The sequence below is a fragment of the Enterococcus sp. DIV0800 genome, from assembly GCF_050559735.1.
In the GTDB taxonomy this organism is placed as follows: domain Bacteria; phylum Bacillota; class Bacilli; order Lactobacillales; family Enterococcaceae; genus Enterococcus_A; species Enterococcus_A devriesei.
In genome coordinates this window covers 375,993-388,935 of sequence record NZ_CP187898.1, presented here as the reverse complement: position 1 = coordinate 388,935, position 12,943 = coordinate 375,993, and the positions used below count along the sequence as shown (strand labels likewise).

The following is a 12,943-nucleotide window of genomic DNA, read 5'->3' as shown; positions in this document are numbered from 1 at the left end:
TATTCATTTACAGTGAATTAACAATCAAGCCTAATGCAGCAAGAATCGCACCGCCAACAATTTGGATCACTAATACTTTCGTTGGAGTATATTTTTTCTGTTTCAATAGATAATAGGTTATTAATGTAACTCCTAGAGGTAATATACCTTTCACTAACGCATCTAATACATCCGTCTGAATAGAAAGGCTTTCTTTCCCACTTAAATGGATACTCAACGGTGTCGCGATCTTAACAAAGTTAGCTGCTAAAGAACCAATGACAATCGCACCTAACGTTTGCGAAAACGTCATAATGTACGAGAGTCGCCCACCCGCCATCATTTTCTGAATGCCTTCTTTTCCTTGTTCATACCCCTGAATCCACAAAAAGTAAGCGATTACAGTCATAATGATCCAATGCAGTGCGAAAAACATTACTGGTCCCATGAAGATATTACCCTTAGCTCCGAATGGTAGCGTGAAAGATAGCAATATTGGAATCAAAGTCCCTTGCCATAAAGTGTCTCCAATACCAGCTAACGGGCCCATCAAACCCGTTTTCAATCCATTGATTGTTTGATCATTGATATCGGCTCCTAACGCGCGCTCTTCTTCCATCGCGATCGTCATAGCTAAAATTGGGCCACCAAATGAAGGTTCCGTATTAAAAAATTGCATATGTCGTTCCAAAGCTGCTTTCATTTCTTCATCGTCTTTACCATAAAGCTTTTTCAGGATAGGGCTAAAGGCATGAACAACACCGGTCGCTTGTAGTCGTTCATAATTATAATTGGCATGAGAAAAGAAGGTCCAGCGCCAAAAGGCTTTAACAACATCTTTTTTTGTCAACAATTTTTCTTTTGAGGTTTCAACAGCTTGTTCCATTATGCTAGCCCTCCATTCTTATCTTTTAAATACAATTCAGTAAATACATATCCGATAATTACTGCGAAAACTGCAATTGGAACTGATGGTAGACCAGAGTAAATCACTAACATAAATCCTAATGTGAAAAATAGCAATGTCCCTTTCCCATTCATAGCCCGCAGATTCATTGCGATCCCAAGTGCAGGTAAAATCCCACCAATAGCTGATAATACATCTAATGGACGACCACTCAAAGCATCAACGATTCCTTCTACTGCATCCGCACCAAGATAGGCTGCTGCAGCAACTGGAACAACAGTAATTAAAAGTAAAAATAATTGCGGTGGAACGATATGCAGCCAATTAATCCTATCAATTTTTCCTTCTTCCGCTGCCTTATCAGCCATATGCACAAATGTAATATCAACGGTCATGTGAGCAACCCAGATCAACGTTCCCAGCAAACCAATCGGCACAGCCAACGTGGTAGCAACCGAGGGACTTACATTCGCTGCTAGAGCTAAAGCAGTGCCTAGCGTTCCAGCTAGAGCAGGATCCATTGCGACTGTTCCGCCAGCTGAAATAAAGGCTAAATAAGGTAAATTGATAGCGGCACCGACAATACAACCCCGAACCGGATCTCCTAGAATCAATCCGACGACTGTTCCATTAACTAATGGGCGCATCCAGCCATGAGTACCTACCAGTGATAACCAGGGCGTTCCATTAATGCCAAGATAGTAGACAACCCCTATCAAGATTGCTTGGATCAAACTTATTTTCATTTTGACACTCCCTTTACTAAATTATTTTTAAAGCAACCCTTCAATTGCTTGCGAACCTTGATCGGGGATAACATGTATCTTCATTTTGACGTTGTGACTGATAATTCCTCGGAATGTTTCTTTTTCTTCATCCGAGGCAGAAATGTTTTTATGGAAAGTTTTGCGATCTTTACGAGCGCCCATACCTCCAATAATAATTTCATCAAAATGAACACCTTGTTCAATCAGTTTCAGATAAGTCTGCGGCTCTTTTGCTAAAACGATAATTTTATGTCCGTCAGGAATCGCAGCTAATAATTTTGCTCCATCTTCTACTCCTAAAATCGACAATTTAATCCCATTCGGTACCGCCATCGACATAATAGATTTTGTGAACTCATCACTAGCGGTCGCGTCATCGACAATGACAATATGATTTCCTCCTGTATATTGTAGCCATGCAGTCATTACTTGCCCATGAATTAAACGATCATCTATCCTAGCTAAAACTATTTCTCCCATCATAAACACTCCTATTACTATTTTTGTTTGAATTTTTTTTACGTGAAAATTCAGCAGATCTTCATTCCTATACGATTCTTAATTTGTTTTCAATTTTTCCATTTCTTCTAAAAATTCTTTAATTCCTTCTTTTCCCGCTAACATTGACGCTTGATACATTTTTTCTAAATCAGCACCAATCATTCTTTGATTAAAGGCTTCAATCATCATTGGCAAATTGACACCTGAGACCAAACGGTATTTATGATCTTGTAGTTTATTGAATGATAAAGCAGCTTGATTGTATGGACTGGCTGAAAACAGATCGACTAAAACCAACACGCCTTCTCCATCATCTAGTTCACAAATACCTGTCTGAATTTTTTCGCTAAACTCATTAATATCATCACCATGTTTTAGGCCTAACGTTTGACAGTCTTGTTGTTCTCCCATAATGAGAGTCAAACTGTCTAGTATTCCATTAGCCATCTCTCCGTGTGTTACGATTAAAATTCCTGTCATTCTTGCTCCCTCATCCTCTTAATTTTTTTCAATACAGCGACTACCAATTAAAATGCATAACGGTTTTCTTCCAGCCCGGATTAGCAACGAATTTTTCCATAACTTTCTTGAAATCTTCTCCTGTTGAAATTTCTGAAACTTGTTCCGGTAAAATTTTACTTAACGCTGTACGATAATCTGGTTTCATCATTCCTTTAATTACAGCTTCGAAATCACTCGTTGAAGAACGACTACTACCATGAGCAGTTATGCCTTTCTCCAATATATCTCTAGTGTCGATAGGGACTAATTCCTCAGTAACACCCATAAAAATAATATCTGCCAATGAATCTGCGATCTCAATTGCTTGATTCAAGGCGCTCTGACTAAATTTTCCACCGGTACATTCAATCAAAACATCAAATTTCTCTTTTGAATTTTCGAAATCATAAGATAAAACATTCCCCGTACGAGCAAAATAAAATTGCGCAAGTTTATCGTCAGAGGCACCAAAAACAACAAATCGTTCAGCATCAACACCGTATAAATATTTCAACATGACAGCCGTAAAATATCCGACTGGGCCATCCCCAAACAGCGCAACTTTCGTTTCTGGATTTTCCAATTTTTCTTTGACATGACTGATTGCATGATGTGAAACAGATGATAGTTCCGATAGAACAGCAATCTCATCCGGAATCTCCGCTGGAATTAATACCAAACAACTTTCAGGATGAACCAATCGACTCTGCGCCATTCCGTCATATCCGCTGCCTAAAAATGCATTTCCTTTAGAATAATTCACTGGGACTTCTGGCTTCTGATTAATTTCAGGATGTAGAATTTGCCCCGGGATATTAGGAACAACAACTACTCGATCGCCAATTTTAAATTTTTCAGAGCTTGTTTCCTTTACAATACCAATCCCTTCATGTAATAGCGCCATCGGTAATTTTTTTGCCAACGCCTCGGGTCTTCTCAATCCTGCAAAATATCTAAGATCCGCATGACAAATACTTGCATAAGTTGGTTCAATCGCTACCCAACCTTTTGGAATTTCCCTTATTTTTTTAGTCTCTTCAATTCTTCCCGGCTTAACTAAACTAAAAACCCTTGATTCAACAGAATTCGTCATTTTACTTCCTCCTTGTTCATTGAAGCTCGTTATCGCTCTTTATAACTCGTAAACGAGTATAGCACCATTAACATACCGTGTAAACGCTTTATTTTTTAAAAAAACAGCATAGTAAAGTATAAACATATAAATATATATGTTTATACTTGGATTTATTTTTTTATAAAAAACACAGAAATATTTTATTTACGCTGCTTTTTTTATAGATTACAAAAGAACATCCATTTGTTTTATCTATTTAATTATTATATTTATCGAATTCTATCAAGAGTCATTTGTACTCGAATTAGCTTGTTTTCATTTAAAATCTATTCATCTTTATTGACACATTGATTTGTTTTTCATAGACTTAATATGGAAAAACGATTTAGATAAAAAAACTTACAACTTTTTTTAGTTTACCTAAAAAAGTATGGTGCTATCAGTGATGTTGGGATAAAACGCCCTAGACAGAAATGTTCTATGACCCACTAGTAGAACTTTTTTTATAATTTATACATCGATGATTGAGAAAGGAGGGATTAAATGCTAACAGAAGAACGTCGAACAAAATTATTGGAAACGATTGAAAACAAGCAATTTATCTCAGTCAATCAATTATCTGAAACTTTCAACGTTCATGAAACAACAATCCGCAGAGATCTCGATGAATTGGAGTCTCAAGGACTTGTAGTAAGGATTCATGGTGGAGTTGTGCCTGCAAGTATTAAGCAAGACGAACCAACTTTTGAAGATAGAGCAACTGAAAATATTAACGAGAAAGTAAAAATCGGAAAATATGCCGCTAAGTATATCAATAGTGGTGAAGCAATCATTTTAGACTCGGGAACAACAACCTTGGAGATCGCAAAAACTTTAAATGAGATGCCCCAGCTTCAAGATATTACAATTATCACCAACGACGTAAATATTGCCTCAGTGTTACGATCTAATCGAGGTATCACGACTATCGTTACAGGAGGAACTCTTTTTCATGATAGCTATATGCTTAATGGTCAAATTGCCAACGAGTCATTGCAGAAACTTAGTGTCGATAAAGTGTTTGTTGCTACTCCTGCGTTAAACATTGAAAAGGGGCTGACCCATTTTAACGAGCTCCTGATTACTACAAAAAAGAATATGATTGAGGCGTCCGCGAAAAAAATTGTTGTTACAGACCACACAAAAATCGGTCGCCGAGCACTCTACACCTTTCTGCCAATCAATCAAATCGATTTATTGATCACTGATAAGCAAACAGATAAAAAGTTAATCGATGAGATGTACAAAAATGGTATTAAGCGAATTGAAACAATTTAAGTCTAAGTAAAATATTTTATTACTAATAAGTTCTTTAACTATATTGAGAGATCAAAAAGTTAAAGGGCTTTTTGATGATAAGTTGTTCTGCGAATGAAATTCCCTCCTGCCACTCTAGGCTCTATCGCCTCTCAAAGATAGTGGTTCCTTTCCACTGTATCTACATAATAGTCTGTACATCAAAATTTTCGATCGCCATATTTATATTCCAAGTTTGCGTGACAATCGGATATCGTTAAACTACTCTCTCCTTTTAGGTAGAACCTACAAACGATGCCAGGCCAAACCTTATTAAAATACTTGCTAACTCTTTACGTACATTTCATTTGTATCATGGATCTCTACATCTATTCTTTCACGTAAGACATGAATAATTTTACTCATACTTTCTTTGTAATTCTTGTGAATAATTTTGATTACGATGTCTTGGTGCTAGTATGATGTGCTATTGGTACTGCCAAATTGTTGTGCTAATTATTGTTTGTCGATTTATTTTTTTCTTCTTCGCTTAGATTAGATGGGATTAATGGACCATTTTCACCTTAGCGACTGGAAAAATTTTTTTACTACTTCGTTGAAAATCCTCTAAGCCCACAGTGAAAGAATACGGATTTCAAAATATGTAAATAAAAAAAAGTGGATTTCTCCACTTCATAAATAGTTTAATTTTTAGCTTATCGCCGTTAATACTTTCTGCTTTATTTTTACATTCTGAATTTTCGCTGACTAGCTTCTTTTCTACTTATTCCATCACCTGATCTTGAATAATCCCAGCGGCCTTCAAAAACATACAAGTCACTACCGGACCGACGAAGGTAAAGCCGCGTTTCTTCATATCCTTAGCGATCACCGTGGCTTCCGGTAATTGATTCGGCACTTCATCCCTAGTTTCATACTGGTGCAACACGGGTACGCCACCGAAGAAATCCCATAGATAGTCCGCGAAACTATCGTAATCCTCCAGCAAGTTCACGATCGCCCGGGCATTTTGAATGACCGCCTTAATCTTCCGAGGATTACGGATCATCTCGGGGTCATTCATGATTTTTTCGACATCGTCAGAAAAAAAAGCGGCGACCTTGCGAAAATCCATTTCACTGAAATGGCGCATGAAAGTTTCACGTTTACTAGCAGCAGCTTGCCAGCTTAAGCCTGCTTGAAAAACACCGACCGTCAGCAGTAAAAATAATAACCGATCATCTTTCGTTGGTTTTCCCCATTGGTCACTGTACCACTGATAGCTTTTCATCTTTTGTCGCCTCCTGTCAGAATTTTATTGTATCATGCTCTTTTCATTTGTTGCTATTTCCTAGTGTGTAGCCGACTGCCCCCACCACAGCTCAATCATCATTGAGATGCACATTAAACCCAAGTTTTTTACCAACTATCAGATTTTTTAACAATACGTATGAAATAACAAATAAAACAAAATTTTAATCGTATACCTGCTTTTTTCTGACATTTCATTCAAAAATATCATAAAAATTTTAAATAAATGACGAATTATCACGACCCCACTGATTAATACTCGATAAAATCAAAAGTAACATTATGCTAGAATAAATTATAAATTAATTTTTAGTCTGCCCCTGACGCAATTGTCCTTCTTTATCTTCTGAATCGGATCGAACTATAGAATAAAAGAATAAATTTAGGAAGGTGGAACCTGATGTTTAGAGAGCATTTTTTGACGAGTCAGCAACTCAAGAAAATCCAATTTTTCAAACAAATGGAAGAATACCCGGAGGGCGAATATTCCGTTCACACCCTTAGCCAAAATTTTGGAAGCAGCTATCTACCTTTTTTGCAGATGCTGCAAGAGCTTGATGAAGTCTTGTTCGAATTGAAGGAGACTCCTTTATTTATTGGACCATCAAAAATTTATTGGAAAGTTGATCCGAGCCGCTCAAATAACTTTTTAATGTCACAAGTCAAGCGATCCATTCCTTATCGCTTTTTGATTACTTTACTACTGCATCCAGCAAAAACCTTAAAAGAATTCAGTAAAGAAACCTTTGTCAGTGAATCGACCATTCTACGCCGAATGCATCCTCTCATCGACTATTTGGAAAAATGCAATATCCATGTCAACTTTTCTAAAATGGAATTGAATGGGCGTGAAGCCGTCCTACGTATCGCTTATATCAAAGCGTTATGGGCCGCTTCATTAGGCGACGATCTAATCGACTGCAAGCACTGCTTTAATGACGAGGAACTACTACTTGAATCGCTGATACCCTTGCTGCCACTCCAACTTCATCCCAAGTTAGTACGTTTAATGCTATGCGTCTGCCGCTTGCGTAACGATCAAAAAAAATATTTAGACGAGGCACCGTTTGAAGATATCCTTTTTTCTCAAACAGAGCGCCACCTAGATACTTATCTTTCGACCACTTTAGATTCTCCGACACAGATCACTCGTAATATTGAATTTTTAAATTATTTATTTTACTACTATCCTTATTGCGTGAAAAGAGATCCGCAAACGATGAACCCCATGATGCTCTATTATGCCAAAAATGTCGAAGAACGAGACCCGCTATGTTTAGCCATCGACACATTCCATCGGTTTTGCTCGAAGGAATTACTGCGGCAAACACTTAATGAGCCGGAAGAAAAAATCTTACTGACTAATATTGCCCGTACCTTTCTCAATTACTCGATTCAAAAAACAGAAATCCCATTACTTTTTGAAACTGGTGATAAGGAACAATTTTTACAAACTGAATTGTATCACGAGCTATATCCAGCCGTAAAAACAGCCATTAAAAAGCTTAGCCGCCGAAAACAATTAAATTGGTTAGCGACGATTTGCGATTCGATTTCAAAGACTTTGTGTTTGAACTTGCTGCCGCTCTTTATCGTTAATGATGAAAAGGTCCGGGTCGGCTTAGTCGCCATTCCAAATTATCTCTACTTGCAGCACGTAGTAAAATTTTTAAACAATCTCAGCTTTATCGAAATTGTTTACCAGCCTACTCCAGAGGATCGGATCGATTTATTCATTACTTCCTTTAAAGAGCTGCTGCCAGATCAAGAGAGCTCTTATTATTTAATCAATCTTTTAAACGCCAATTATGAAACCAGACTTTTACCACTCTTACTAAGTATTCAAAACAATAAAAAGTTTTCTGGGTAAGGCGTTCTGGAACCTCTTTACTAAAAAAAAACGTTGGAAGCCTCGATGGGTTCCAACGTTTTTTTTTAAGCTTGTGACAGCTCTTTATAAAAAGCTGCTTTAGTCGCTGTGATGTAAGGCGTTAGCCATAAATAGCCAATCCCTAATGTAATGAGTGCCAGAATATGCCAACCAATGAAAGTGATATCCAACCAGAACAAGCGACCTTTATGTCCACTCATCAAACGACGGCTGGCCGTGATTGTTTCCAACACTTTAGGCTTCTCGCCCGTTTGCTTGATTTGATCGTAATAAAGAAAATAGCTTTGTGAATAAGAATAAGTTTTGACTATTCCAGGAATAATCAGTAACAAGGCCCACAACGTAGAAAAGATATTCGTCAATAGTGCAAGTAAAATGACGCCTACGATGAACACCCCTTGGAAGCCGCGAAAAGCATCCTTGAATGGTTCGATCTCAGTCTTTTCACCTCGTAATAAATCTAAATAAGTCCAAGAAATCCCACTCATAAATAAGGCGCTGACAATCGAGGAAACAAGATTTGCTCCCGCTCCGTTACTGTAATTTTGCTGATAGTCTGAAACAGATGAAATCATCCCATCACCAGATCCATGAAGTAAATAGCCAATCATTCCCGATAAGAAAACAAAGAATAGCACGGCAATACCTAATAATGTAGGAATTAAGTTTAACAGCACAGCCTGCCCCCATCTTCCTTTTAATGCTTCCTTCGCTTCTGCTTTTAATTCAGCAGTCGTTTTCATAATTAATACCCCCTTTTGTTTTCTAATTATATAGGAATTGATTATAAATGTCTTATAAATCAATGCTTATTTCGATTGAATGTCGCTTGCTCATTATATTTCATCTAGCAGTTGCCAAAAGGCAGCTAACAAATTTGACTGATAGCGGCTTTTTCGCAGTAAGGCAGTGATATCATTAGTTAACGACCATTCTTTGATTTTTATTTCCTTCAAACGGCCGCTTACCAATTCTTCTTCCACTAAAATCTTTGGAAGCACCGAGATCCCTAGTCCCGACTTCACCGCCGCGATTAACGCTTGAGAATCCACGCTTTCCCAAATTGGAAATACTTTTTCTCCTTGCAAGACCGCTGATGATTCAAAAGTTTCCCGTACCGCACTGCCCCGCTCGCGCAATAATAAAGGCTGCTCTAGTAATTCGTGAAAGGACAACTCAGCCGCCAGCTGTGCCGCTTCTGCCACAACACACAGAGGGTATTCAGCGATTTTTTTGGCTTCAACCGATTGTTGAACAATTTGACCTTCAATAAACGCTAAATCGACTTTTCCTTCTTCTAGCCGTGCAATTGATTCCGCCGCCGGAAAAACTTGAACCTCAAAGCTTGCCGCTGGCTGAAGTGTTCGGAACCTTTGTAAAAGCTGGGGCAGTTGGGTTTGGGCAAAGGTAATGCAAGAAGCGATCTTTAAGGGCGATTGCTTTTCTAAATGCGGCAACCGGGCCTCCACCGTTTCAAATTCTTCGATCATCGGCTGGATTTCTTTTAAAAATAATTCTCCGGCTGGTGTCAGCTTGACGCTGCGATGAAGCCGTTCAAACAGTTGGGTCTCCGCTTCGTTTTCTAAATCTTTGATAGCATGTGAGACAGCCGACTGGGTCATGTATAAATTATGTGCCGCTTTCGTAAAATTTTTGGTCCGAGCGATTTCGCGAAAAATCAAACACTGCTTGAAGTTCATTGCCTTCACTCCCATGAATTGAATTCATACCAATAAGACCATAATATCATTTCACACATGACAAACAAAGCCTTACACTAGAACTAGTCTGTTTGGAAAGGATCAACTCATGAAATCACTTAAATTCTATTTATGGCTTTGTTCAGTCAATTTGTTTATCAGCGCATTTACTTTTGGTGGCGGCTATGTTGTCGTTCCGATGGTGCGTAAGTATTACGTTGAGCAGAAGCACGTCTTCTCCAACGAAGAATTAATGGAAATGGCGGCAGTTGCTCAATCCTCGCCTGGGGCAATCGCCATCAATCTCAGTATCCTAGCCGGAAAAAAAGCTGGCGGCACTCTTGGCGCCATCCTCAGTGTCATTTGCTCGATCTTGCCGCCGTTGGTTATTTTGGGCTTCATCTCTAGCTGGTATGAAGCTTTCGCCGCGAATCAAATGATTATGGCGATTCTAAAAGGCATGCAAGCTTGCGTCACAGCCTTGATCGTCGACGTCGTGATCGATATGTATCAATTGTTACGTAAAGAAAAATCTAAACTGCTTAATCTACTAGTCCCAATCGCTTTTATTGCCAATGTTTTCTTCAATGTAAATATCATTTTTATTTTGGTGTTCGGAGCAGTGATGTGTTTACTTCAAGTTCGCTATCAACAAACAAAGGAGGCTAAATAATGCAATTATTCTGGACGTTTCTAAAAATTGGGTTGTTTAGCGTCGGTGGCGGTTACGCGATCATTCCTTTGATCCAAGAACAAGTCGTTAATCAACAAGGCTGGCTGACGGATAAAGTGTTTACGGATATCATTACGATCTCTCAAATGACGCCGGGACCGATTGCAGTAAATACTTCCACCTTTGTCGGCATGCAAATAAACGGGATTGTCGGAGCAATCGTCGCAACCGTCGGCTGTATCTTAGGCGGCTGTGTCATTTCCATCGGACTGTACTCCTTTTTCCAAAAACATCAAGAATCCTTTTATGTCTCAGAAGTATTAAAAAGCTTAAAGGCCTCTTCGATCGGTCTGATTATGTCCGCTGGCTTTACCATTTTACTGTTGACTTTCTTTGGTTCATCAGAATTATCAAGTATACTCAATGCTCATATTGATTGGCTCGCTGTGATTCTTTTTGCTGTGTTCTTATTTATCTTGCGCAAGTTTAAGTTGAATCCAATTTTATTGATGTGTCTTGCAGGTGTTGCCGGTTTCTTTTTATATTAAACAGCCCTTCAATATTATAAGCTTTCCAGGTTTGTTCCCGCGAAAATGAATGATAGAATAAGGAATCAACTCTATAAGGAGAACAGACTTACATGACTTATGCACTTGAAATAAAAGATTTAACTAAAGTCTACCAAACGGGTGTCGAAGCCTTGAAAGGCATTGACTTAGCAGTAGAAGAAGGGGATTTTTATGCCCTCTTAGGTCCGAATGGCGCGGGAAAATCCACGACGATCGGAATCATCACTTCCCTCGTTAACAAAACTTCCGGTAAGGTAAAGGTTTTTGACTATGACTTAGATACTAATTTAGTCAATGCCAAGCAACAGATTGGGTTAGTCCCACAGGAATTCAACTTCAATCCTTTTGAGACCGTCCAACAAATTGTCGTCAACCAAGCGGGCTACTATGGCGTACCGCGGAAAGAAGCCATGAAGCGCAGTGAAAAATATTTGAAACAATCTGATTTATGGGAAAAGCGCAACGTACGGGCGCGAATGCTTTCAGGCGGAATGAAACGGCGGCTGATGATTGCTCGAGCTTTGATGCACGAACCTCGTTTATTGATTCTAGATGAACCGACCGCCGGTGTGGATATCGAGCTGCGGCGTGAAATGTGGGAGTTTTTACGAGAACTGAATGCCAATGGTACGACCATTATTTTAACGACCCATTACCTTGAAGAAGCGGAAATGTTGTGCCGTCATATCGGGATTATTCAATCAGGGGAATTGATTGAAAATACCAGTATGAAATCATTACTGGCAAAATTACAATTTGAAACTTTTATTCTTGATTTGGCCCCCTATGATAAACAACCGAAAATCAATGGTTTTAATTATAGTTTCGAAGATGAGCAAACATTAGCGGTGGAAGTCGAACGAGATCAAGGGATCAATGAATTGTTCGACCAGCTGACAGCGCAAGGAATCAAAGTCTTGTCGATGCGGAATAAATCAAACCGTTTAGAAGAACTATTTCTAAAAATCACGGAGGAAAATCATGTTTAATTTATATTTCACTGCGTTAAAAAGCCTCGCTGCAAAAGAAACCAATCGTTACATGCGAATCTGGGTCCAAACCTTAGTCCCACCAGTCATTACAACGTCATTATATTTTGTCATTTTTGGTAATTTAATTGGTGGTCGGATCGGGGATATGGCGGGCTTTTCTTATATGGAATTTATCGTTCCCGGCTTGATCATGATGTCGGCGATCACCAGCTCGTATTCCAATGTCTCGTCTTCTTTTTTCTCTCAGAAGTTTCAAAAAAACATTGAAGAGATCTTAGTCGCTCCGGTGCCGACCCATATTATTATCTGGGGCTTTGTGATTGGTGGCTTAGGCCGCAGTGTTTTAGTAGGCGCACTGGTTACGATCATTTCTTTATTTTTTGTGCCCCTCCATGTTTATTCTTGGTTCATCGTGGTTGTGACATTATTGATGACGGCGATTTTATTTTCACTAGCAGGCTTATTGAACGGGATTTTCGCCCAATCTTTTGACGATGTTTCCATCGTACCGACTTTTGTCCTGCAGCCCTTAACCTATCTTGGCGGTGTTTTTTATGCCATCTCTATGCTGCCGCCCTTTTGGCAAGCCGTCTCAAAAATCAATCCGATCGTCTACATGATCTCTGGTTTCCGTTATGGCTTTCTCGGCGTGATGGACGTGTCAATCGTCGTTTCTATGACAATTTTGATCCTCTTTATCGCCGTGCTTTATAGCATCTGCTGGTACTTGATTCAAAAAGGCCGCGGACTACGAAGCTAATAAAAGCGGGCTCTTAGCAACTGCTAAAGGCCCGCTTTTTTA

14 protein-coding genes and 1 pseudogene are annotated in these 12,943 nt (G+C 38.9%); 6 read left to right on the top strand and 9 right to left on the bottom strand.

The genetic code is table 11. The features are described from left to right. Positions 1-7 precede the first annotated feature (7 nt). From IGI54_RS01795 to IGI54_RS01775, 5 genes are all read right to left on the bottom strand, one after another. Positions 8-865: a PTS system mannose/fructose/sorbose family transporter subunit IID gene (locus tag IGI54_RS01795; RefSeq protein ID WP_216430829.1), complete on the bottom strand. Its 858-nt coding sequence runs from the start codon at positions 863-865 to the stop codon at positions 8-10. Then, positions 865-1,632 (bottom strand): PTS mannose/fructose/sorbose/N-acetylgalactosamine transporter subunit IIC, encoded by a 768-nt coding sequence (locus IGI54_RS01790; protein WP_216430828.1) that lies wholly within the window; start codon positions 1,630-1,632, stop codon positions 865-867. The genes IGI54_RS01795 and IGI54_RS01790 overlap by 1 nt, the downstream gene beginning before the upstream one ends. Positions 1,633-1,659: 27 nt before the next feature. Then, a complete protein-coding gene (locus tag IGI54_RS01785; RefSeq protein WP_216430827.1) occupies positions 1,660-2,133 on the bottom strand; it encodes a PTS sugar transporter subunit IIB in 474 nt (157 codons plus the stop codon). A 78-nt stretch (positions 2,134-2,211) separates the two neighbouring features. Further along, the gene (locus tag IGI54_RS01780) at positions 2,212-2,634 is read right to left on the bottom strand and encodes a PTS sugar transporter subunit IIA (protein ID WP_216430826.1); all 423 of its coding nucleotides are present in this window, start codon (positions 2,632-2,634) and stop codon (positions 2,212-2,214) included. 40 nt (positions 2,635-2,674) lie between these two features. Beyond that, positions 2,675-3,748 carry an alcohol dehydrogenase catalytic domain-containing protein gene (locus tag IGI54_RS01775; protein WP_430620998.1) on the bottom strand — a complete coding sequence of 358 codons (1,074 nt, stop codon included), beginning with the start codon at positions 3,746-3,748 and terminating at the stop codon, positions 2,675-2,677. Between the two features lie 525 nt (positions 3,749-4,273). Here IGI54_RS01775 and IGI54_RS01770 point away from each other — a divergent pair. Beyond that, positions 4,274-5,047: a DeoR/GlpR family DNA-binding transcription regulator gene (locus IGI54_RS01770; RefSeq protein ID WP_216430824.1), complete on the top strand. Its 774-nt coding sequence runs from the start codon at positions 4,274-4,276 to the stop codon at positions 5,045-5,047. A 182-nt stretch (positions 5,048-5,229) separates the two neighbouring features. Here IGI54_RS01770 and IGI54_RS01765 read toward each other — a convergent pair. Further along, positions 5,230-5,307, bottom strand: a pseudogene (locus tag IGI54_RS01765) (IS200/IS605 family transposase); the annotation flags it as partial. A gap of 482 nt (positions 5,308-5,789) precedes the next feature. Further along, positions 5,790-6,296: a DNA-3-methyladenine glycosylase I gene (locus tag IGI54_RS01760; RefSeq protein ID WP_430620997.1), complete on the bottom strand. Its 507-nt coding sequence runs from the start codon at positions 6,294-6,296 to the stop codon at positions 5,790-5,792. Between the two features lie 420 nt (positions 6,297-6,716). Here IGI54_RS01760 and IGI54_RS01755 point away from each other — a divergent pair, with 420 nt between their 5' ends. Beyond that, a complete protein-coding gene (locus IGI54_RS01755) occupies positions 6,717-8,186 on the top strand; it encodes a helix-turn-helix domain-containing protein (protein ID WP_430620996.1) in 1,470 nt (489 codons plus the stop codon). Between the two features lie 65 nt (positions 8,187-8,251). Here the strand turns inward: IGI54_RS01755 and IGI54_RS01750 are convergent, their stop codons facing one another. Then, entirely contained in the window at positions 8,252-8,950 is a 699-nt protein-coding gene (locus IGI54_RS01750; RefSeq protein ID WP_071861562.1) for a DUF975 family protein, read from the bottom strand. A gap of 93 nt (positions 8,951-9,043) precedes the next feature. Continuing rightward, entirely contained in the window at positions 9,044-9,907 is an 864-nt protein-coding gene (locus tag IGI54_RS01745) for a LysR family transcriptional regulator (RefSeq protein ID WP_430620995.1), read from the bottom strand. 109 nt (positions 9,908-10,016) lie between these two features. Here IGI54_RS01745 and IGI54_RS01740 point away from each other — a divergent pair, with 109 nt between their 5' ends. The 4 genes from IGI54_RS01740 (at position 10,017) to IGI54_RS01725 (ending at position 12,901) form a co-directional block, all read left to right on the top strand. Beyond that, on the top strand, positions 10,017-10,580 hold the full coding sequence (locus IGI54_RS01740; protein ID WP_430620994.1) for a chromate transporter: 564 nt from the start codon (positions 10,017-10,019) through the stop codon (positions 10,578-10,580). After that, positions 10,580-11,128, top strand: coding sequence for a chromate transporter (locus IGI54_RS01735; RefSeq protein WP_430620993.1), 549 nt, complete (start codon positions 10,580-10,582; stop codon positions 11,126-11,128). The genes IGI54_RS01740 and IGI54_RS01735 overlap by 1 nt, the downstream gene beginning before the upstream one ends. Before the next feature lie 92 nt (positions 11,129-11,220). Beyond that, positions 11,221-12,138: an ABC transporter ATP-binding protein gene (locus tag IGI54_RS01730; RefSeq protein ID WP_313630702.1), complete on the top strand. Its 918-nt coding sequence runs from the start codon at positions 11,221-11,223 to the stop codon at positions 12,136-12,138. Next, positions 12,131-12,901, top strand: a complete 771-nt coding sequence (locus IGI54_RS01725; RefSeq protein ID WP_071861567.1) for an ABC transporter permease — start codon at positions 12,131-12,133, stop codon at positions 12,899-12,901. Before IGI54_RS01730 ends, IGI54_RS01725 begins: the two co-directional genes overlap by 8 nt. Positions 12,902-12,943 lie beyond the last annotated feature (42 nt).